This window comes from Shewanella sp. N2AIL (assembly GCF_022690845.1).
Classification (GTDB): domain Bacteria; phylum Pseudomonadota; class Gammaproteobacteria; order Enterobacterales; family Shewanellaceae; genus Shewanella; species Shewanella baltica.
Genome location: NZ_JALBYT010000015.1, coordinates 1 through 22,141, shown reverse-complemented (window position 1 = coordinate 22,141; position 22,141 = coordinate 1). Strand labels below are relative to the sequence as shown.

Genomic DNA, 22,141 nt, shown 5'->3' with positions numbered 1-22,141 from the left:
CGATAAGCGATGCGATTACTGAGCGTTGAACTGCTGACCGTTCACTGCGCTAGCATCTTGACCCATTAAATATAAATAGGTCGGCATGATCTCTTCTGCGGTTTTGAGATCCAGTGGATTCTCAGCTGGGTAGGCTTTAGCGCGCATCTCAGTGCGGGTTGCACCTGGATTGATACTGTTGACGCGAACCGAGGTGCCATCGCACTCATGGGCGAGGACTTGCATCATGCCTTCGGTGGCAAACTTAGAGAAGGCATAAGGTCCCCAGTAGGCGCGGCCTTGACGACCCACACTGCTCGACGTAAAGATAATCGATGCACTGGGTGCTTGGCGCATCACAGGTAGTAATGCTTTAGTTAGCATAACTTGGGCCGTGACGTTCACTTTGAGTATGTCTTCGAGTGATGGAATATCTATGTGTTCAAACGGGCCTAGGGCACCGAGCAGGCTCGCGTTATGTAATAAGCCGTCTAAATGATCGAATTGCTCGGCTATGGTATCGGCCATATCGCGATAATTTTGCTCCGTCGCGCCCTTAAGATCTAATGGCACTATGGCAGGTTTTGGATAACCGGCTTGTTCGATGACATCGTAAACCGCTTCTAGTTTTTTCACTGTTTTACCGAGTAAAATCACAGTGGCGCCGTGCTTTGCAAACTCAATGGCAGCGGTGCGACCTATACCTGCGCCAGCGCCTGTCACTAAAATTGTTTTGCCTTTGAGTAAATCTTTTGCTGCTTGATATTCCAACATGAGTCTCTTTTTCCTCTTGGCGAGAATGCCCGCCACTTCTAGAGTCGCCGAAGTGATAAACGCATGTTTCAAACAAATGAATGAAACTTTGTTATAAATAGCTAAAATGTTTGTGACAAACTTGTGGCTAACTCAATATTTTTACGTTAACTTGAAATGAGTTAGGGGCTAACATAAGCCCTATTGGTCACAGATTTAAAAGCTATTGTGACTAATTTCTTGGGGAAAACAAAACTATTACAACAAGATTTGGGGAAAAAAGATGAAAAGACTCATTTTGGGTGTTGCGATTGCATCTGCACTGGGCCTCACAGGATGTGGTGAGGACAGTTTTAACGAACTCAAGGATAAGACAGAACCGCTCGTCCCTGAATCGCGTATAACGATTGGATTTGATCCAGGTAATAAGGTTTCACCAGTTTTATCGACTCCGAATGATCTAATATTTAATGGTACTGTTGATGGTACATTAAATATGCCTAAGGAAAAGGCTGATGGCACAACTGATTACACTGATCCTCAAATGGCTTTGGGTGCTTTAGATGGTTGGTCTACGACTTCACCCATTACAATTCCAATTGATGACGTGACGCTTGTCCATAAGGGCGTTGAACTGTCATTAGATGAAGCCACGGTTGGATTACCCGGTGCAGTAAGAATGTTTGAAGCCACTGTCGGTGGTCCTTTATCATCTGATCCAGAATGTAAGCAAAAACCATCGGTTTCGGCTTGTAAAGTCGGTAGCGAATTACAATATGGCGTAGACTTTGTTTCTAAAGCTGTCGGTAAACAGATTGTCATCATTCCAATTAAGCCGTTGAAAGCAGGTCAATCGTATATTTATGCAACAACTAATGTCATACGAGATTCTGAAGGCGAGTCATTGGTTACATCTAGCACTTATAAAGCGGTTCGAATGGATTCTGATACATTAGGCTTACCGTTACCAGAACAAAAGTCCCTACAGATTTTGATTAATAGTTATGAGAAAGGCATAGCTGCGGCTCATAATGTTGATTTATCGACTATAAGCTTTACCGGCTTATTCACCACACAATCTGTCGCTAATGTATATGAAACCACTAAACTATTGATGGTACAACCAGGGTCTCCCTATGCGCCAAGTTTTGCCCAGATGCCAACGCCTTTAGGCATAACTGTTGCACAAGCGGCGGGATTAACTGACTCAAATAGTGCTGCCTTTAAAGCCGCTGATTTAGCCGATGTGTATAGCGCTAAAATCAAACTGCCGATATATGGTGACTGTTCTTCGGTCAGTTGTTTATCAACAGAAGGCAAACCATTAATTAATGGCCATTGGAAAGCACAAGGCGATAGTCCAGTCTCCGTACTATTAGCTTTGCAAGCGGGCACACTCAGCCAGAATAATTTTGGTATGCAAGCCGTGGCCAATAGTATTGCGAACCCCGCCGATGCGTTAGCTAATCCGTCTCTAATGGCGGGTAAAACTTGGTTGTTAGACGATGGTACAGCGGTAGATAAAACTAAGCATCTGACTAAGTTCAACCCAATTCCAGCGATTAAAGGATATGAAACCGTACCTGTACTGATTTCAATCCCTAATGCAGCTAAATTAGCAGCGCTGTACAATAATCCTGATCTAGCGACTGCGCCATTGGCTGGTTGGCCAACAACAATCGCACTGCACGGTTTAGGTGGCGGTAAAGAAATGTCACTAGCCTATGCGGGTACGTATGCGGCCATGGGCGTTGCAACTATTGCTATTGATATGCCACTGCATGGGGCGCGTTCATTCGATGCTAACAACGATGGGATTTATGACGTCTCTGCGACAGATCCCTCGTTCCCTGCTCCTTCAGATAAACCTGATGCCTATAAAAATGGTAATCCGTTGGTGTTCGTGAATATCTCTAGCACTTTGTCGGTGCGTGATAACTTCCGTCAAGCGACGATGGATCATCTAGGTGTTCGATTTGCACTAAATAAATTAGCTACCGATTTAGCTAAGGATAATGAAGCACAATTATTTGACGTGTCTAAAATCAGTGCTCAAGGTCTGAGTTTAGGCGCGATTGTCGGCACCGATTTTGCGACCTATGCCAGCACTGGCATGAAGAACCCTGCAACGGGTGATGCCTTGCCAAATGCATATGGCATCAAGGCTCTATCCTTAGCAGCGCCTGCAGGGGGATTAGCAGGATCATTTGCGGGTTCAGCAACCTTTGGTCCAGTGCTGTTTAGCAATATCAAGGCATCTGCGACTTTCCAAGCACTGGTCGATAAGGCTAATACTGCAGGGTACGAGGTGGGTAGTCCTGAATATGCGGCACTGGTGCAGGCAGTATATGCTCAGTTTATTCCAACGTTTGCCTTTGCGGTTCAAACGGCTGTGGATTCTGCGGATCCAATTAACCATGCCGCTATGTTAAAGGCGACGGACTTACCTGTTCATTTGATTGAAATAGCCGGTGATGGCAACGGTAACTTACCTGATCAAGTGTTACCGAACCGTGTAGATAACTTCCCGTTATCGGGCACTGAGCCGCTGATCTCTGCTATTGGCCTACCTTGTGTCGATAGTACGAGTAAAGGTCATGGCGTTGTGCGTTTCTCTAAAGGTCACCATAGTTCGATTGTGAGCCCAAGTGAAACGGACGCTACATATGGTATGGCTGCTGGTATGGCTGCCGCTGCTACCGTTGAAATGCAGACTCAAGTAGCAACCTATGCTGCGACTGCAGGTAAAGGAGATGCGACGATTTTAGTGACAAACAGCGATGTCATTGCGACTTGTCCTAACTAATCTGCGCTTAATCTGAAAAACCCAGCGAATGCTGGGTTTTTTTATGGGCCTTTAGGCTGTTAGAATAGCGCGCAATTGACTGATTGATGTAACGCCCTAACGGAGAGCACTTTGGAATTTTTATACGAGTATGGAATGTTTTTGGCGAAAGCCGTCACGATAGTGGTCGCAATCGTTGCGGTTATTATTGTGGTGTTGGCTTCCACTGTTAAACATAAGTCAGATAAGGGCGAGCTGAGGATCACTAACCTGTCTGAAGAGTTAGAAGAACTGAAGCATGGCTTAAAAGAAGAACTCCTTTCAAAGAAGCAATTCAAAGCCTATGAGAAGCAATTAAAGGCCGAAGAAAAGGCGAAAGACAAAGCTGCTGATGATGCCAGCACGGGCAAAGTGTTCGTGATCGATTTCAAGGGCAGTATCGATGCCGCTGAGGTTGCGTCACTGCGTGAAGAAATCAGTGCCATTTTAGCTATCGCGGAAAAAGGCGATGAAGTGGTTGTTAATGTCGAGAGTGGTGGCGGGATGGTGCATGGCTATGGTTTAGCCTCCAGCCAGCTTGACCGTTTACGCCAAGCCGATATTCCACTAACAGTCTGCGTTGATAAAGTGGCTGCCAGTGGCGGTTATATGATGGCCTGTGTTGCGAATAAAATTTATGCGGCGCCTTTTGCAATTGTTGGTTCAATTGGTGTTGTTGCTCAACTGCCGAACTTTAATCGTTTGCTGAAAAAGCATGAAATTGATTATGAGCAACATACGGCCGGTAATTTTAAACGTACCTTGACAGTGTTTGGTGAAAACTCCGATGAGGGAAGACAGAAGTTTCAAGAAGAACTCGAAGAAACCCACGTCTTATTCAAAGCGTTTGTCGGTAAATATCGCCCTGAGTTGGATTTAGTGAAAGTAGCCACGGGCGAGCATTGGTATGGCCAGCAAGCCATTGAATTAGGGTTAGTCGATGCGATTTCGACTAGTGATGATGTGATTATGTCACTTGCCGCAGAGCGCACTGTGTATAAGATGCGTTATCAGGTGAGAAAGAAACTTGCCGATAAAATTGCCCATGGCGCATCTTTATCTGTGAATGCCATTTTTAATCGTCTTATCGAGAAAAACCGTCCAATGTAACGGAATCTAGTGTGAATACTTTTTGAGTATTCACACTTTTTTGTTTGGCTTAACGCCCAAAGCTGCGTATCTATTGCAGATTTTTTTGGCTTTTATTTTATTCCCCCTCTATTTAAAATCATTCACTCACTATTGCTATCAGCTTGTTAAGCACATTAATAAAACGTCATGCAGCAAATGCGTAAATCCATTGCGAATGAAAAATCCCTATGTTAAAAATCCCGTCGATAAAGTGGTGTTAAAAATAATACCAATCGTATTAAATATCTGTTCATTCAGCGGGAGTTCAACGCACTTTAGACAAGGCGAAGGCTTGAAGGCATAGTGGTGCTCTGTCGAAAGCCTTAAACGCAGTATAAAGTGCGTTGAAACCCGCCCTTTGGGAGCCACACAGGCATCCCACTCCGGTGTTGCATTGACTTAAAAGGGAATAACCATTTCTGCGTCAATGCGCCTTGGATTGAGATGCCTGTGAGGTTCTGAACTGATTAGATATTTAATGTGACTGGTATTAAACTAAGTTAATTAATTTTTAATGCTGTTTCAATGTTGACGTTAAATAACCTTAGCTGAATCAGTCTTAGGTGCTGGAGATTAACATGGGGAGACGAGTGCGGGTGTTTATTAGCCTTATAATATTCACTGTCTCATTACTCTTGCTTTATAATTTAGAGCAAGAATATCAATTAAGTGACATTATTAAAGAGGTTAAAGGATTTTCATTTGTTGAGTTGTTATGTGCAGCGCTACTCACAGTGGGCAGTTACTCTTTATTAACCTTGTACGATTTTATTGCCGTTCGAAATGTCGAGAAGGAGATACCTTATCGTAAAATAGTCCCTATTTCCTTTCTGGGTTTTACGTTCTCCAATACCATAGGTTTCTCGCTGTTAACGGGGACGTCGATAAGATATAAGTTTTATTCCGAACTCGGCTTAAGTGGTAATAAAATCACTCAAATAGTCATTTCATGTTCAGTGACATTCTTCCTCGGACTCTTTTTTATTTGTGGTATTGCACTGGTATGCTTTCCCTCTGAACAATTATCAGCCTTACCTTTGCCAACATGGCTATTTTCATTAACGACAGTGATCGGTATTGGCATGCTGCTCAGTGTATTGGGTTATTTACTGATGAGTGTGCTGCGGAAAAAGCCATTTAACTTTCGTGGCTTTGAAATTACGCCACCTCTGTTATCTGTATCTTTAAGACAGTTGCTGGTGTCTTCACTTGATTGGATTGTCGTAGGAACCTTGTTTTATAGCTTACTGCCCACGGTAGAAAATTTGGGCTATATACAGGTCTTAAGTATTTTCTTTGTTGCGAATGCGCTTGGGGTGCTTGCCCATGTGCCGGGTGGTATTGGGGTGTTCGAGTCCGTCGTGACTGTGGCCTTATCGCAATATTTACCGGTTGAGCAAATCCTCGGCGCCATTATTGTCTATCGGATCATTTATTACATTATTCCATTTTTAATTTCTTTGGCATACTTTGTTATTACGATCGCACTGTCAAATAAAGATAAGATTGTAAAATTAAATACTCGAATTATATTTATCCGCCAACTGTTACCACCGCTACTGAGTATCAGTGTATTTAGCTCAGGTTTGTTATTACTCTTGTCAGTGGTTAACCCTTCTATTATTCATAAGTATCACTGGTTAGGCGAGTTAGTCCCGCTGCCGATCATCGAAATATCGAGCATCATTTTGAGTGTGAGTGGTGTCTTGCTATTGTTGTTATCCCATGGGTTATTTAAACGCTACCATAATGCCTTTGAGTTAACGAAAAAACTGCTGCTGGTGGGCATGTTATTTATTATACTTAAGGGCGCGGAATGGGAAATATCACTCGCGATCGGATTAGTTTACGCATTGATGTTTCCATGTGAGAATTTGTTTTATCGAAAGGGTTCAGTCGTCGGGATTAAATACTCTTTGGGTTGGCTGTTATCACTTTCTGCTGCCTTGTTCTTGATGATTTGGGTATTATTTTTCTCCTATCAAGATGTTGATTATGATCATTCACTCTGGTTTACCTTCTCCCCCGATAGCCATGTATCGCGAGCATTGCGAGGAGGAGCGATTGCTATCTTTATCGTGCTTACCTTTGCCGTGCGCTATTTTTCGTCTCGTACTCAGCTTAAATCACCACAACTGGACACGCCTTCATTAAAACAGGCGATGGAGATTGTCACGCAGTCGCCGAGCAGTCATGGCTATTTAGCCTTAGTGCAAGATAAATCAATCCTATTTAACGAGGATAAAGACGCCTTTCTTATGTATGCAAGGGCTGGACATTGCTGGGTGGTAATGGGCGATCCAATTGGTAATCAACATAAATTTGATGATTTATTGTGGCAGTTTAGGGAGTTATGCGATGCCTACGACGGTTGGCCGGTGTTTTATCAAGTGACGCAAAAATACCTGCCGAGCTTTTTAGAGCAAGGATTAGGTTTATATAAGCTAGGCGAGGAGGCAATTGTTCAGCTTGACCAATTTGACTTAACGTCGAGTCGCTACAAAAGTTTGCGCCAGAGCCATGCTAAGGCGCAGCGTGAAGGCTTAAGTTTTGCTGTGATTGAGGCGAGCCAAGTGAGGGCCATACTGCCGCAATTAGAAGCCATATCATCGACTTGGCTGAAGGCGAAGCAAGGGCGTGAAAAGGGGTTTTCTGTCGGCTATTTCTCTGCAGCCTATCTGTGTTCGACACCTATGGCATTAGTGTATGCAAACGGTGAACTCGTGGCGTTTTCAAATATTTGGGCGAGTGCCGCTCAGGTTGAATTTTCTGTCGATCTGATGCGTTACGAGCCTAAATTATCGAGCAGTAATATCATGGATTTTCTGTTTACTGAGCTATTGCTATGGGGAAAACAGCAAGGCTATCAGAGGTTTAATCTCGGGATGGCGCCTATGTCAGGCTTGACTGACAGAGCGTTGGTGCCATTTTGGACTAAGCTAGCGAAGGTTGTGTATAAGAAGGGTAATAAGTTTTATAACTTTCAGGGGCTTAGAAGATACAAGGATAAGTTTAATCCAACGTGGGAGGCCAAGTATTTGATTTGTTATGGCGGATTATCTCTGCCAATTGTGGTGGGCAGTTTAGTGACATTAACGAGTCGTGGTGCAACCGGTGTATTTAAAAAGTAGGTGAACGATGAATAAATCCTTTGTGAAAATACTCAGCCTTATGATGATGTTTTGCAGTAGCTTTAGTGTCTTAGCCGATGACTTTGCTGACTCACTCGGCCTGACACTTCTGCCGGTCGCTAATAGCGCAAATGATAAAGCGAGTGCGAAAAAGCCGCCCTTAGTCATCTTTATGAGTGGCGATGGTGGCTGGGCTAATTTAGATCAAGGTGTGAGCCAGTTATTGCAACAGCAGGGCTGGCCAGTGGTGGGGTGGAGTTCGCTAAAATACTACTGGAAACAAAAAGATCCCAAGGATGTGACTCAAGATACTATGGCCATTATCGATAAGTACGAGGCCGAATTTGGCACACAAAAGGTGGTATTGGTTGGCTATTCCTTTGGCGCCGAAATCATTCCTTTTGTACTTAATGATCTGCCACTCAAGTATCGACATAAGATCCTCGGCGGGGTGTTATTGTCACCTTCACAGACGTCGGATTTTGAAGTGCATGTGAGTGAAATCGTCACGTCTAGCAATGAGTCCGCAAGTTATCTTACGTTGCCCGAGGTAAATAAACAGAAGACAGTGCCTATGCTGTGCTTATACGGCAAAGACGATGATGCCCCTAAGCATTTGTGCCCAGTAGTAAAACAGCCGAATGTGACAGTGATGGAGTTAGACGGTGGCCATAGTTTTGATGATGATTACGACAAAGTGGTGACTATCATAAAGCATTGGTTGAAAAGTTAAGTTATCACCCGATATCAGCTTGAATACATTCAGAAAGAAAAGGGCGCTGAATGCGCCCTTTGGGTTTTAGCGAATTGAATGTCGCGTTAATCAGATTTGATAGCTGATATGTTGATGGAAGCGTACGACGAGATCTTCACGCTCTGGGTCTACACCGATATCTGCTGCGAAGGCCTTCAGGGCTGTTTCGACATTGTTCATAAAGCGTCCGAAGCCTGAATCATCACAGTTTTTGGTGCCCGCGACTATGGTGAAGTGCGCGGCTTCGACTAAGTTATCGGCATTCCAGCGACGGATCACTTGTTGCTCAGTCGCATTAGGATCGAACCCTATCATTTGTACTTCGGCTTTGCTGTCGAGTTTTTCAAACTTACTGTTACGCACCAGCTGGGTTAAGCCGTTTGCTATCATGGCAAGACGCGTCAATTGTCTGTTGGCTGCCGCTTTGAGGAAGCAATCTTCAAGGTGTTGATATAAAGGCGTAAAGTCGGTTGCCGAGTCAGGTAATAAACCCTGCTTAAGTTTACGACTCAGTGGCAAGCTTACTGTTACATAAGTGAGAGAGCTGACGTTCTCTGGTAATTCGCACTTTCTGGCTTTATATCTTGGGCCGATGGCACGCAGTTTATAGCCATAGGTTTCTTTATAGCCCTTGGCTTTTGCGAACAGATCATAGGATAAATGCTGATGGTCGCGGACCTTAACTTTAAGATCGCTTATCGGCATTAAAGGCATCAATTCTGTCAGTAATTCGCGCACTCTAATGTGGAAACTGGCGGAATTACTGCGGATATCTTCACCCGTGGCAAGGAAGACAATGCGCAGTTTACGGGCGCGATAGTTTTCTTGCGAGAATAAATTTTGGGCTTCGTGGTAGGCTGGATTATAAAAAAATAGAATTTGTTCAGTGGTTTGGAAGCAATAGGCTTCGGTATGGTAACGGACAACAGGCAGTTTATCGTTAGTGATCACGTGGACATTACGCAGATCGTGTTGTTCTGCCAAATTAAATATCAAACGGCTTAAGGTTTGATAACAGCTTTGATAATCAGGATATTGACTCAGTAGTTCATCCGTCACCTTGATTTCGGCTGTGATGTATTGGTTGGTACGGGCTTCCTTGGGTATGTACACTTTTTGCTGATGGCTAAGGGACATATTGACTCCTTGTTTGAGTTAACCATTTGCTAACACGAATTTTACTGTTTATCTATAGGGTTAATCTTGCGTTAGAACACGTTTTTATCCGTTGAGCATGAGTTTAGCTAAGTAAGCGGTTCGACAGCTTAAAATAGCAGCTATTTTATTGGGTTAACGCATCTTCTATCCATGGTTGCATCCAAGTTGCTATCTGCGCCTGCGCCTTTTCGTTGGGGTGAATGCCATCCCGTTGCATTAATTCTGGATGGGGCGCGATATCCTGCATAAAGAAGGGGATCAACACGATATCCTGTGTTTTGGATATGTCTTGATACACTTGGGTGAACTTTTGGGTGTAGCGAGGGCCATAGTTAGGCGGTACCATGATCTCGGTCAGCAGCACTTTTGCGCCGCTATCTTTGGCTAGGGTAATGATTTGGATTAGATTATTTTCAAGTTGCGTTGGGGGGAATCCACGTAAACCATCATTACCACCCAGTTCAACGACCACAAGGTCGGGGGCGACGGAATCGAGTAAGGCGGGTAATCGGCGTAAGCCGCCCGCTGTGGTTTCGCCACTCACTGAGCCATTAGTAAATTGATGTTCGGGCAGATTTTTTTGCAGCAGCGCCACCCAGCCTGACTGCTCTGCCATGCCATAGCTAGCGCCTAAGCTGTCGCCGAGGATCAACACCTTTGCCGCGTGAGCTGGCGTGGCCATGAATACACTCAATAGGATGAATGCCCCCAGGGTCTTCGCTCTCGATTGATACCAGAACGATTTATATAAGAAGGATCCTATGTCTAACGTCATCTTAAAAAACAGTGCCATCAATGTTGTTAACCTCGAAAAATCAGTGACTACTCAGGAAGGAACGCTCACTATCCTCAAGGGCATTAACTTAGATGTCAAGCAAGGTGAGAGTGTGGCCATTCTTGGCCCGTCGGGTTCGGGCAAGTCTACCCTGCTTGGGCTGCTTGCGGCACTTGATACGCCTACCTCTGGCGAAATTTGGCTCGATGGTGTGGCGTTATCCCCATTGAATGAAGAGCAAAAAGCCGCGCTGCGTAAGCAGAAGGTCAGCTTTATTTTTCAATCCTTTATGTTAGTGGATACCTTAACTGCGCTGGAGAACGTCATGTTACCCGCCGAGCTTGCGGGCGTGAGCAATGCTAAGGAAAAAGCCCAAGCCATGCTGGTGCGGGTCGGTTTATCCCATCGTTTGACCCATTTACCCAAACAATTATCGGGCGGAGAACAGCAAAGGGTGGCGATTGCCCGTGCCTTTATTTGTGAGCCCACAGTGCTGTTTGCCGATGAACCCACGGGTAACTTGGACAGCGTTAACGGCCATAAAATTGCCGATATGTTGTTTGAGCTGAATCAAGAAAGCCACACCACTCTTATCCTCGTCACTCACGATTTACTATTGGCCAAGCGTTGTGAGCGGCAGCTGGTTATGGATAACGGCCATTTACAGGAAGATACGGCGCATACAGCACCGCTCGCCGATGCTAAGGAGGCTTAACAATGGAGTTAAGTCTGGCATGGCGCCTGTTTAAGCGCGAGTTACAGCAAGGGCAATTGTTATTGATTATCCTCGCTATTACGCTCGCGGTATTGTCTGTTAGTGGGTTGGCGCGGGTAAGTGAACGGCTGCAAGTGGCTATTTCAGGCCAAGCTTCACAGTTTATTGCCGCCGATCGGATTATCGATTCGCCGGTTAAAATTGATGCGGCGATTTTAACCAAAGCCGAAGCGCTTGGGCTTAAGCATGTGACGAACATGCAATTTAATTCCATGGTCTATTCGGGTGATAAGTTTCAGTTAGTCACAGTTCGCGCTGTAGAGACGGGTTATCCACTCAAGGGCGACATTGAACTCACCAGCGGTAAAACCAAGGCTTTACCTCAAGCGGGTGAAATCTGGTTTGAGACTCGCTTAGGTGGACTCCTCGGTTATCCCAAATCCATCGAACTAGGTAATAGCGAATTTGTGCTCAGCAATGAAATAAGCCGCTTACCCGACGCGGGCTTTAATCCTTTTGCTTCATCGCCCGTGGTATTGATGCGCATGGAAGATGTCGCCAAAACGGGAGTGATTCAACCGGGCAGCCGCGTGACCTATCTGTATCAATTTGCTGGCGATGAAGCCTCGCTTACGGCCTTTGAGCAAAGTGTTAAACCGCTTCTCAATAGCACCCAGCGCTGGGTCGATGTGCAATCCGGTGATTCGCCGATAGCGGGAGCCGTTAAGCGAGCTGAGCGCTTCCTACTGCTAGCAAGTTTGATGGGCATTGCACTGGCCTGCGCCGCGATAGGCATTGCCGCCCAGCGTTATTGTCAGCGCCATTACGATGTGGTGGCCATGCTGAAAACCTTTGGCGCCTCAGCAAAGCAAATTCGGTTGTTGTTCGGCACTCACTTATTGTTAGTGACGTTAATGGGGATTGTGCTTGGCCTTGTCGGTGGTGTGTTACTCGATTTTGGGATCAGTTATCTATTGCCGCCCGAAATTGCCGCCTATTCGCCGCCACTCACTCGGCCATTACTGCTTGGTGTAAGCACAGGGCTTATCAGCGCCTTTATGTTTTCGGCTTATCCATTGATGCGCTTACTGGCTATTCCGCCACTACGAGTGCTACAGCGTCAGTTAGAGGGCCTGCAACTTGGGATGTGGCTGCATCTGCTTTTGAGCTTAGGGGCGATGGCGTTACTGGGCTATTTGTATTCCCAAAGTTGGGCTTTGACCCTGACTGTGGTCGCGGCCGTGTTGCTGCTCGGTGTGCTGTTAAGTGTGCTTGGCTTTGTGATGATACGTTTAGGCCACAGTGTCGGCATGAAGACCACCAATCCCTTACAGTTGGCCCTTGCAGGGCTCAGACGTCGTGCGCGGCAAAATGCGGTGCAATTGGTGGGATTTAGCGCCGCACTGGTATTGTTATTGACGATTCTGGCATTAAGACAAGATTTGCTCAACGAGTGGCAAAAACAGTTGCCCGAAAATGCACCTAACTATTTCCTCGTTAATATCGCCCCCGACGATGCTAAGCCCTTAAATGATTTTATGACGGCTAAGGGCATTGTCGCGACGGACATTTATCCTGTGATCCGTGGCCGTTTAACTCAAATTAACGGTGAAGCGCTGATTTCGAATGAACAGTCTGAAGCGGGTGAAAAGGGCCGAGTGGGTATTTCCCGCGAGTTAAACCTAACGTGGCGCAATACGCTACCAGCCAATAACGAACTGTTAGAGGGGCATTTTAATCAAGCGGCCGATGAAGTGTCGGTGGAATCTGGCGTGGCGGACCGTTTGGGTATTGCCATTGGCGATAAGTTGACTTATGTGATTGATAATCAAGAGCTCACAGTTAAAGTTGCCAGTATTCGTGCCGTGCACTGGGAAACGCTGCAGCCGAACTTCTTTATGATTTTCACCCAAGAAGCTCTCGCGCCCTTTGCTTATACCTCGATGGCGAGTTTTTATCTGAACGATCAAACTACTAATAGCCAAGCGACGAATGACCAGTCAACAAATGACCCAGCAACAAGCGGGCAAGCGCTGAGTGCCCATGGTACGCCTAAGGATGCTGTGATCCTTGCGCTTATTCAGCAATTCCCGACCATATCGATCATCGATGTGGGCGCTATGGTAGGGCAGTTGCGGCAGATCATAGAGCAAGTGTCGCTGTCGCTCACCTTAGTGCTGGCCTTAGTTTTACTGGCCAGTGCCTTAGTCTTGATTGCACAGACTGAAGCCGGCATGGCAACTCGGCAGCGCGAACTGGCGGTGCTGCGTACCTTTGGCGCTTCGGGATGGCTATTGCGCAGTGCAACGGGTTTAGAGTTTGCCTTGCTTGGCGGTATTGCAGGCGTGTTAGCCGTCATAGTGGCCGAATTTGCGTTATATCTACTTAAGACGCAAGTGTTTGAGCTTAATGTGTATATGCACTGGCCTTGGTGGGGAATAGCCCCTTTTTCTGGCGCCTTAATCGTTGCCTTACTTGGGGTGTGGCGTTGCCGACAATTGCTCAGCCAATCTTGCTCTGAGCTATTAAAGGCGGGTAGCTAATGGTTGCTTGCACGGGCTAAAACTTGAGTTTATGGCGTAAATAGACAGCGTTAATAATTAAAAGCACTGATGCTGCCTAAGCTCAGTGCTTTTTTATTGTCTGGCTGAATCTGCTGAGTTTGAGCATGACTCGAATATGAATATGAACATGCGTTTTTACATTGGCTTACAAATTGATCTGTGCCTAAGCTGGTAGCAACAGAACTTAGTGCAACGCAATGGGTCTATCTAACTGAGAACAGCGACTAGCTTATACATGCCATAGAGAGGGAATATATGTTCAAAGGAATAACAAAACTACTTAAGGATAACCGCTCCTTTTTTTTGTTTATCAGTTTAATGTTAGTGTTCAGGAGCGCTGTGGCTGATTGGAATACCGTGCCATCGGGTTCTATGTTGCCGACTATCGTCGAGGGCGATCGCATTCTGGTGAACAAGATGGCCTACGATCTTAGGGTGCCATTTACCCATATCGCCTTAGTCAAACTGGCGGATCCCGCCCGCGGTGATATCGTGGTGTTCGACTCGAAAAAGGCCGATAAAAAACTCATTAAGCGGGTGATTGCTGTGCCAGGCGATACTGTGATGATGCGGGATAATTGTTTGTATTTAAATGGCGAACCCCTTGGCTACGCATCCCAAGCATTGAGTCCTTATGCTCACGCTGATGTCACAGAAATGCAGGAGAACTTACTCGGTATGGCCCACAGTATTCGCCTTAATCCTGTCCCCTCAAGGCTCGCCAATTTTGGGCCAGTCACTGTGCCAGACGCGCATTATCTTGCGCTGGGTGATAATCGAGATAATAGCGCAGACTCTCGGGTCATTGGTTTTGTGCCACGCAATGAGATTGTTGGCCGTTCAAGCTCAGTGGTTTTCTCCCTTGACTATGATGATCATTACTTGCCTCGATCTGAGCGTCTCATGCGCGAGTTTTAGCATGCGCGGATTCTAGTCTACGTGATGTTGTACCATAAAGAAGGGCGCCGAATGAGGCGCCCTTTTGTTAGCTGATTGATTCAGCAATGATTGATTTAAAAATGATTACTTGAAAGCTACTACTTCATAAAGCTCAAATAGCCCTGCAAGACAATCAAGTTAACGATGTCGATAAAGAAAGCGCCGACGATAGGCACAACCATAAAGGCTTGGGGCGACGGCCCTGTGCGCGAGACGAGCGCGCCCATGTTCATTACCGCCGTTGGCGTTGCACCCATACCAAAGCCACAGTGGCCACCGGTGATCACCGCCGCATCGTAATTACTGCCCATTACTTTGAACGTCACGAAATAGGCGAACACCGCCAGTACTGCGGTTTGCACCAGTAAGATGACTAGCAGCGGGATGGCTAAATCAAAAATCTCCCATAGCTTTAGGGTCATCAAAGCCATAGAAAGGAACAGTGACAAAGCGACTGTGCCTATGACATCGATACTTTCAGTATGGGGCTTATAGCCGCGGGTGAGTTCAGTGATATTGGCGATGATAACGCCAAGGAAGAGAGCATAAACAAAGTCGGGCATTTTGAGCCATGCTATGCCCGATTGGCTGATCCACAGCGTGAGCCATTTTGAGCCTGCAACACACAGCAGCAGTACAAACAGGGTTTCTAATATGGTTTTAGCTGTAACTTGATCTTCTTCTAACTGATCGTAAGTCACTAAATGCGGATGTTCACTGTGATGCTTGCGACCAATTCCATAGCGAGAAACAAGATTATGTTTACCGATTAATCGCTGCGCAACGGGGCCACCTATAATTCCGCCCATGATTAAACCAAAGGTTGCCGCAGCCATGGCAAACTCTAAAGTATTGATACCGTAGTTTTCCGCAAAGGTTTGTGACCAAGCGACGCCCGTTCCATGGCCACCCGACAGGGTAATTGACCCTGCGATAAGGCCCATAATCGGGTCGAGCCCTAACAGATTGGCTAAACTGACGCCGACGGCGTTTTGGATAACAATATAAATCGAGGCAACACCCAGAAAGATAAAGACTTTTTTACCACCGCTGAGTAACAGCTTGTAGTTTGCCGAGAGGCCAATCGTGCTGAAAAACATCAGCATTAAGGTATTTTGCAGCGATAAGCTGAAGTCGAGACTGATATTTTGAAAGTGAAGAAATGCGACACCCGCAGCGACAACGAGGCCACCCACTATGGGTTCGGGGATATTATATTGCCTAAAGACACGTACATGGCGATTGATGGAGTGGCCGATAAACAGCACGAAAATGGCAATTAAAAATGATTCTAGCTCGCCAATCGTATAGGTCGTGTGCATGAAAATTCCTTACAAACTGTCTTAGTGTGGGCATTTCAGTGAGCACAATGCCCATTGAGGAGTCACCCATCTTGTTATTAAGTACCTGCTAATGCTGGATGTTAAGCGCTTGATGTCGAGGACAGATCAGTGTCAATCCGATAAAAATTTAAAGGATGAGTGAGCGCGAGTGTGTATCGTTTTATGGTTTACAGGCCAAAAACAGCAGATTAAATAGCCTGTTCTTGAGCATAAATAACTGTCTATTTATGAGGTGTTGCTGAGTCTATCTGTGGTCAAGGTTGAGGCGATTAATGCGTGCCTCCTATGACCGAATGGAGGCGAGTTTAGCAGAAAAGTGTCGCGCTGTCGCTAAATCACATTACAAATCATGATGTTATGATATTGTTTTTCTAGTGTTGCTAAAGTGGCGCTTGTGCTTACGTCAACATCTAGCCAGCCTTAGCACCGAAATTCGTGCGCATTAGCGCCCGAATATGTCGATGTTTACAGCAAGATTCCGCGGGATTGTTAGCATCAGCGTGCTAGCCTATTTGGCTAACACGTCGGTTAAGGCATTGTCGAGGTCACTGAATTGAAACTGAAAACCGGCTTCGAGGGCGCGTTTAGGATAAACAAACTGTCCTTCGGTCAGCAGCTCTGACATTTCACCCATAGCCAAGCGTAACGCAAGTGGTGGGGTCGTGATAAGGGCGGGGCGATTGAGTGCTTTTCCAAGCGCTTTGGTAAACACAGCGTTACTGACTGGGTTGGGAGCTGTGGCGTTGAATATGCCTTTGCAATGTTCTTGGCTGAGTAAAAAGTCGATAAGGGAAATGAGATCTTGCACATGGATCCAGCTCATGCCTTGACGTCCATGACCAATTGGGCCACCGAGTCCGAGCTTAAAGGGCGGTAACATTTTCTCTAATGCGCCGCCTTTTCCTAACACAATCCCGATACGGATAATGCAGACGCGGGTTTGCTCAGTATTTGCATTAAGCGCTTCTTGCTCCCATTTTCGGCAGATGTCATGGCTAAACTCAACATGGGCACCACTGGATTCATCAAGCAATTTATCATCATGACGACCGTAATAACCCACGGCCGAACCACTCACCATGATCTTAGGCGGATTACTACTCTGCTGTATGAGCTGAGTTAATCTTGCCGTGATATCCCAACGACTATCACAAATCCGCTGTTTCTGGTTTTTGCTCCAGCGCTTAGCGACGATCGGCTCGCCCGCAAGATTCACTATGGCGTCGATATGATTCAGGTCGCTCAGCGCATCGAGGCTCTCAAGGTAATGGTGCTGATTACCGAGAATTCTTTGCGTTTGTTGCACTGAACGCGTTAATAACGTCAGTTGATGATGGGGCGCCAATCGTTCGACTAATTGGCGGCCAATAAAGCCGCTTGCGCCAGTGATCAGTATATTCATGGAACCTCTCTTATCGGTTGAGCTCTGAGGATATATACCGAAATACGGTGTGCAACGATCACTTAGTCTGGGTATTTCTAGCGAGATTATTTCTGATAACACAACTCCATAGAGACTGAATCGGCAAAGCGCAGGGCATGGGGTTTGTCGATTTCAACACTTGCAAATTCAACCCAAGGATGCTCACTGGCGATGGCCAGCGTTTGGCTGGTGAGATTTTCGAGTAATGAGAAACGGTTATTCTCGATCAGCTCAATGATCTTTTTGGTGATAGTGCGGTAATTGAGTGCATCCTCAACATTATCACTGTTACGGGCACGCTCGGCACAATAATGGATCACGACATTGATGATCACGTCTTGGCGATTTTGAATTTCATCTTCTTTAATGCCGATAAAAGTACGAAGTCTTAAGTTTTTAATGCGTATAATCGCGGTTTCTGGTTTCATAATGGCAAATGGCTATCTTAAGCTAAGGTTTCTGAGGTTAAGTGTGTTCTCGGGTTAGCCTAACAATTTTATCTAAGATCAAGAAGGATTTTTAATAAATGACGCGACCTAATGCGCCCTCCGCTGCTTACCGTGGCTTTGCGGTTATGGCCTTTGTAGTGATTATTTTGGCAGGGATTAAGGCGGCGAGCCCGATTGTGGTGCCGTTTGTGCTATCCAGTTTTCTGGCGGTGATTTGTAATCCCGCGATTGGTTTAATGACCAAATTCCGTGTGCCTAAATGGCTGGCGGTGATCCTCTTGATGGGATTTATTGTGTTGATGGGCCTCTGGTTAGCCTCGGTTGTCGGCAGTTCAGTCAATGAGTTCTCCAAGCAATTACCCCAATATCGGGTGCAGTTAGTTGAGCAATTTGCTTGGATATTAAATAAGTTACATTCCTTCAATATTCAGATTTCGAAGGATCAAGTGTTAGCGTATTTTGACCCTGGCATGGCCTTGTCTATGACCACTAATATGTTGTCGGGTGTTGGTAACGTGATGGCGAATTTATTTCTGATCATCTTAACCATCGTCTTTATGCTGTTTGAAGCCCAATCGTTGCCAAAGAAATTGCATCTGGCGCTGGACGATCCCGATATGCGCCTCAAGCAGATTGACCGCTTTTTGCAATCGGTTAATCAGTACATGGTGATCAAGACGCTAGTGAGTTTAGCGACCGGGGTTATCGTCGGTGTCGGTTTAACCATTATTGGTGTGGATTACGCCATGCTGTGGGCGGTGATCGCCTTCCTATTTAATTACATTCCCAATATCGGTTCTATCATCGCTGCCATTCCTGCGGTGTTATTAGCCTTTATTCAGCTTGGTCCTGCGGCTGCTGGCGGTACTGCACTTTTATATGTCGGTGCCAACATGGTGATGGGCAATATGATTGAACCTAAATTTATGGGCCGCGGCTTAGGCTTATCGACCTTAGTGGTGTTTTTATCGTTAATTTTTTGGGGCTGGTTGCTAGGTTCTGTCGGCATGTTGCTGTCGGTGCCGCTGACTATGGTGGTTAAAATTGCCCTCGAATCGAGTAAAAGTGGTAACTGGTTAGCCATATTATTATCGGACGATGTTGAAGATAAGTTCGTGGCCAACAACACGGAAAACTCAAGTTCCGATGGCGATGAAGCCGATACAAGTACAACAGAGAGTAAGTAATAGAAGATGCAAAGTTTTATACAAGCGCTAGCGACAATTGAATTAGGTGATGATGCAGTGCGGTTATTCCATGGCCGCGGAGGACACTTCGCGGGTTGTGAACACCTATGTTTAGATTGGTTTGCGCCAGTGCTGTTGCTGACCAGTTTCACTCCCTTAGCCGATGACGATTTAGCCACATGCCAGCAGGCCATTGCGGAGCGTTGGCAGGTCATTTGTCCCGGTAGCCAACTGAATTTAGTCTATCAATACCGCAGTGCGGGGGAGACCTTTACACAAGTGCTGCAAGGCGAAGTGCCTGAGCCGCATATCGTTAGCGAAAATGGCGCACGCTTTCAGGTGCATTTAATGCGCGGACAAAATCACGGTTTATTCCTCGATATGGCTAACGGCCGAGAGTGGGTGAGAGCAAATGCCCGCTATAAAAAAGTGCTTAATTTATTTGCCTATACCTGTGGTTTCTCGGTTGCGGCATTACAAGGCGGCGCCGATGAAGTGGTCAATATGGACATGAGCAAAGGCGCATTAGGCATAGGCAAACAGAATCATTTGCTGAATGGTTTTAGTGTGGGAGCACGTTTTTTAGGTCATGATATTTTTAAATCTTGGGGCAAACTGAAAAAGCTTGGTCCCTACGACATTATTGTGGCCGATCCACCGAGTAATCAAAAGGGCAGTTTTGTCGCGACTAAGGATTATGTACGTTTAATCAGGCGTTTACCTGAGTTACTTGCCGATAATGGTGAAGTGTTACTCTGCCTCAATGCACCCGAGCTCGATACCACTTTCCTACGCCAGCAGGTCGCAGATGCGGCGCCAGCACTCGAATACATAGAGCGCTTAGTCAATCCGCCAGCGTTTATGGATGTGTCTGAAGAGAAGTCGCTTAAGGTGCTGCGTTACCGTTTATCGACTCGAGCCTAGTCTTGATTTAGCTTAACAGGCCAGTATTAACTGGCCTTTTTTGTCGGTTTTTAATGAAGCTAAATGGAAAATTTAATTGCTGATTTTAAAAGTGCAACAAATATGGATATGTAAACTCAAGGCAAGCTTGCAGTTAGATTAGGTTAAGTGTTTAGCTTTCTACGCGGTCACTTGTTTATGAGCAAATTGTTACTGAGCAAATGGCTACTCAGTAAATTATCACTCAGTTATATAATCGCCCAATCATTCGCTTAAACGCTCCGTCAGTAGCTTAATCGCTCAGAGAGCTGCGATTGTCCAAAGGTTTCAATCACTTTGCTCACTTGATGATGGTTTAAGTGTTTGAGGGCGGAAATTTCATCATAAAGCCTGTCCTGAACATCTAATGGCATATTCATGTGTTCCATAAACATGCGGATCCCTAATACATCGCCGTGGCTAAATAATGTCGTTAGTGTGGTGGCTTCAAGCTCAATAAGTGCGTTCATATCTTACCTCCTACTCGCGTCATTACTTAATTGATAGCAGCTAGCGTCACACTTCCCTAGATTCATTGTTTGTAAGCGATTTCTGTTAATAGCGTTTGTGTATATAGGGCTGCATCAAATGGCGTCATGGGCGGCTAAATATCATCGTCAAAGATGAAAGGCTTTCAGCTCTCGGCACAGAATTTAAGCTTTAAAAGTGATAAGTTGCCTTTGGTGCCACTGGTGAGGAAACAAAACTGAAAGTTTTCTGTAATTATGGTTTTGGCTTTGTTATACTCCTGCCCACGGAATATATCCCTTTCCTCATAGGCAAAATGTCAGCATAGAATGACATGCCTCTGCGACCTTACCCAATCAAGCAGGAGTTGTTATGGAAGTTCATGAATACGAAAATGCTTATTATCAAGTGAAAGACGATGTACTGACGTCTTTACCTGCTGAAAGCGAAGAAGAAGTGATCCAGGCCTAATCGATAACGATTACACTGATGGTACTTATGAGTCGGACGTAACAAAACAAGCACATTGAAATAGCAACCTTAGGGTTGCTATTTTTTTGGCTGAAATCGGCGCTAGAATTGAGCGCATGAGAAGACATGCGCAATAAAAGTGGCGAGCGGGAAGGGAGATTAGCCGTTTACTTTGCGCTTTTCTGGCATCAGCTCGACGATAGTCCACTTACTGCCAATCTTGTGAAGGCGTATGGTCCTGTCATCAATCCACGGCTGGCCGCCTTTCAGGCCTTTCATTTTGATCACGACAATGACGTCTTTGGTAAATTTACGGAAGAAGTCGATATCGATATCATCAATTTCCATTTCAACATTGGTCATCGACAGGCCGAGCATATTGCGCTGCACCGCGGCGGCAATATAGTAATGGGTGAGCACTTGTTTAATTGGCTCATCGACAAATTGCTTGGCTTGTTCAACATCGCGATCGACATAAATCGCTTTAAAAAAACCTAAGCTCACTTCTTCGGGCGATAACTGGCGTTGATCTTCCGTCGAGGGATCGCCACAACCAAAGAGGAACAGCAGGGAGATAAAAAATAGAGTTCGCATAAGTTTTAGTTATTGGAATTTGTTCTGAGTATCGCGATTTTAGCCTTAATACACAAGTTTTGTCGTTATTTGCAATCTATTGGGAAATGCGTTGACTCAAGCCTATTGAGTGTGGCATATAGTTAGGAGGCATATAAAAAGGTTATCCACAGAAACTGTGGAAAACTATGTTGAAGACTTCAGTGATACTTTGTAAGTCACTGATATTGTCTTGCTTTATCTGCTGGTTAAAAAGTGACGCTTTTCAGTTTCCCGCCATGTTCCACTTTCACTTGTGGATATTTTTCGCAGTTTACTCACCTTATTCACACCGCTTAATTCGTTTCTCCTCGTATTTAGTATGCTTATTTTGCCATATTGACTTTGCTATTGAGCCATTGTCGCAGCGCGATAGCCTTGCTTAAGCTAAATTTGATGTCCCGTCCTAAGATAGGTTGACAGTTTTTAGGCCAGCTCCAGTAGCTGGCCTTTTCTATTGTGCACCTGATTAGGGGTTGCCATATTCAAACTCAGATGCGGTCTCATATCGTTGTATATTGCT

At 45.5% G+C, this 22,141-nt stretch carries 18 protein-coding genes; 9 read left to right on the top strand and 9 right to left on the bottom strand.

Going from position 1 to position 22,141, the window contains the following annotated elements:
- Positions 1-15: 15 nt before the first annotated feature.
- On the bottom strand, positions 16-753 hold the full coding sequence (locus tag MO387_RS10700; RefSeq protein ID WP_063884786.1) for a YciK family oxidoreductase: 738 nt from the start codon (positions 751-753) through the stop codon (positions 16-18).
- A 262-nt stretch (positions 754-1,015) separates the two neighbouring features.
- Between MO387_RS10700 and MO387_RS10695 the strand changes: the two genes are divergently transcribed.
- The gene (locus MO387_RS10695) at positions 1,016-3,538 is read left to right on the top strand and encodes a VolA/Pla-1 family phospholipase (RefSeq protein ID WP_107948125.1); all 2,523 of its coding nucleotides are present in this window, start codon (positions 1,016-1,018) and stop codon (positions 3,536-3,538) included.
- Between the two features lie 111 nt (positions 3,539-3,649).
- Complete coding sequence (gene sohB, locus MO387_RS10690; RefSeq protein ID WP_012197295.1) at positions 3,650-4,666, top strand: protease SohB; 1,017 nt, start codon at positions 3,650-3,652, stop codon at positions 4,664-4,666.
- A gap of 207 nt (positions 4,667-4,873) precedes the next feature.
- On the opposite strand, the gene MO387_RS21320 is transcribed toward sohB, so the two are convergent.
- On the bottom strand, positions 4,874-5,056 hold the full coding sequence (locus MO387_RS21320) for a hypothetical protein (protein ID WP_107948122.1): 183 nt from the start codon (positions 5,054-5,056) through the stop codon (positions 4,874-4,876).
- Positions 5,057-5,265: 209 nt separating this feature from the next.
- Between MO387_RS21320 and mprF the strand changes: the two genes are divergently transcribed.
- Both mprF and MO387_RS10675 read left to right on the top strand, forming a co-directional pair.
- Positions 5,266-7,818, top strand: coding sequence for a bifunctional lysylphosphatidylglycerol flippase/synthetase MprF (mprF, locus tag MO387_RS10680; protein WP_107948120.1), 2,553 nt, complete (start codon positions 5,266-5,268; stop codon positions 7,816-7,818).
- A gap of 7 nt (positions 7,819-7,825) precedes the next feature.
- On the top strand, positions 7,826-8,551 hold the full coding sequence (locus MO387_RS10675) for an AcvB/VirJ family lysyl-phosphatidylglycerol hydrolase (RefSeq protein WP_107948118.1): 726 nt from the start codon (positions 7,826-7,828) through the stop codon (positions 8,549-8,551).
- A gap of 90 nt (positions 8,552-8,641) precedes the next feature.
- Here MO387_RS10675 and MO387_RS10670 read toward each other — a convergent pair whose 3' ends face one another.
- Together MO387_RS10670 and MO387_RS10665 are read right to left on the bottom strand one after the other, a co-directional pair.
- Complete coding sequence (locus MO387_RS10670) at positions 8,642-9,709, bottom strand: DUF3083 family protein (RefSeq protein WP_107948116.1); 1,068 nt, start codon at positions 9,707-9,709, stop codon at positions 8,642-8,644.
- Positions 9,710-9,854: 145 nt separating this feature from the next.
- Positions 9,855-10,412, bottom strand: coding sequence for an arylesterase (locus tag MO387_RS10665; protein WP_014615324.1), 558 nt, complete (start codon positions 10,410-10,412; stop codon positions 9,855-9,857).
- 79 nt (positions 10,413-10,491) lie between these two features.
- Here MO387_RS10665 and MO387_RS10660 point away from each other — a divergent pair, with 79 nt between their 5' ends.
- The 3 genes from MO387_RS10660 (at position 10,492) to lepB (ending at position 14,702) form a co-directional block, all read left to right on the top strand.
- Complete coding sequence (locus MO387_RS10660) at positions 10,492-11,220, top strand: ABC transporter ATP-binding protein (RefSeq protein ID WP_006082172.1); 729 nt, start codon at positions 10,492-10,494, stop codon at positions 11,218-11,220.
- Between the two features lie 2 nt (positions 11,221-11,222).
- A complete protein-coding gene (locus MO387_RS10655; RefSeq protein ID WP_107948114.1) occupies positions 11,223-13,763 on the top strand; it encodes an FtsX-like permease family protein in 2,541 nt (846 codons plus the stop codon).
- 276 nt (positions 13,764-14,039) lie between these two features.
- A complete protein-coding gene (gene lepB, locus MO387_RS10650; protein WP_107948112.1) occupies positions 14,040-14,702 on the top strand; it encodes a signal peptidase I in 663 nt (220 codons plus the stop codon).
- 119 nt (positions 14,703-14,821) lie between these two features.
- Here lepB and gltS read toward each other — a convergent pair whose 3' ends face one another.
- The 3 genes from gltS to folX form a co-directional block, all read right to left on the bottom strand.
- Complete coding sequence (gene gltS, locus MO387_RS10645) at positions 14,822-16,045, bottom strand: sodium/glutamate symporter (RefSeq protein WP_006082169.1); 1,224 nt, start codon at positions 16,043-16,045, stop codon at positions 14,822-14,824.
- 529 nt (positions 16,046-16,574) lie between these two features.
- Positions 16,575-17,468, bottom strand: a complete 894-nt coding sequence (locus MO387_RS10640) for a TIGR01777 family oxidoreductase (protein ID WP_107948109.1) — start codon at positions 17,466-17,468, stop codon at positions 16,575-16,577.
- An 86-nt stretch (positions 17,469-17,554) separates the two neighbouring features.
- Positions 17,555-17,917 carry a dihydroneopterin triphosphate 2'-epimerase gene (folX, locus tag MO387_RS10635; protein WP_006082167.1) on the bottom strand — a complete coding sequence of 121 codons (363 nt, stop codon included), beginning with the start codon at positions 17,915-17,917 and terminating at the stop codon, positions 17,555-17,557.
- 98 nt (positions 17,918-18,015) lie between these two features.
- Between folX and MO387_RS10630 the strand changes: the two genes are divergently transcribed.
- Positions 18,016-19,125, top strand: a complete 1,110-nt coding sequence (locus MO387_RS10630; RefSeq protein ID WP_107948107.1) for an AI-2E family transporter — start codon at positions 18,016-18,018, stop codon at positions 19,123-19,125.
- 6 nt (positions 19,126-19,131) lie between these two features.
- Positions 19,132-20,049, top strand: a complete 918-nt coding sequence (locus MO387_RS10625) for a class I SAM-dependent methyltransferase (protein WP_107948104.1) — start codon at positions 19,132-19,134, stop codon at positions 20,047-20,049.
- Positions 20,050-20,312: 263 nt separating this feature from the next.
- Here MO387_RS10625 and MO387_RS10620 read toward each other — a convergent pair whose 3' ends face one another.
- Both MO387_RS10620 and MO387_RS10615 read right to left on the bottom strand, forming a co-directional pair.
- Positions 20,313-20,537: a hypothetical protein gene (locus MO387_RS10620; RefSeq protein ID WP_106650891.1), complete on the bottom strand. Its 225-nt coding sequence runs from the start codon at positions 20,535-20,537 to the stop codon at positions 20,313-20,315.
- Positions 20,538-21,165: 628 nt separating this feature from the next.
- A complete protein-coding gene (locus tag MO387_RS10615) occupies positions 21,166-21,600 on the bottom strand; it encodes a hypothetical protein (protein WP_006082163.1) in 435 nt (144 codons plus the stop codon).
- Between the last annotated feature and the right edge of the window lie 541 nt (positions 21,601-22,141).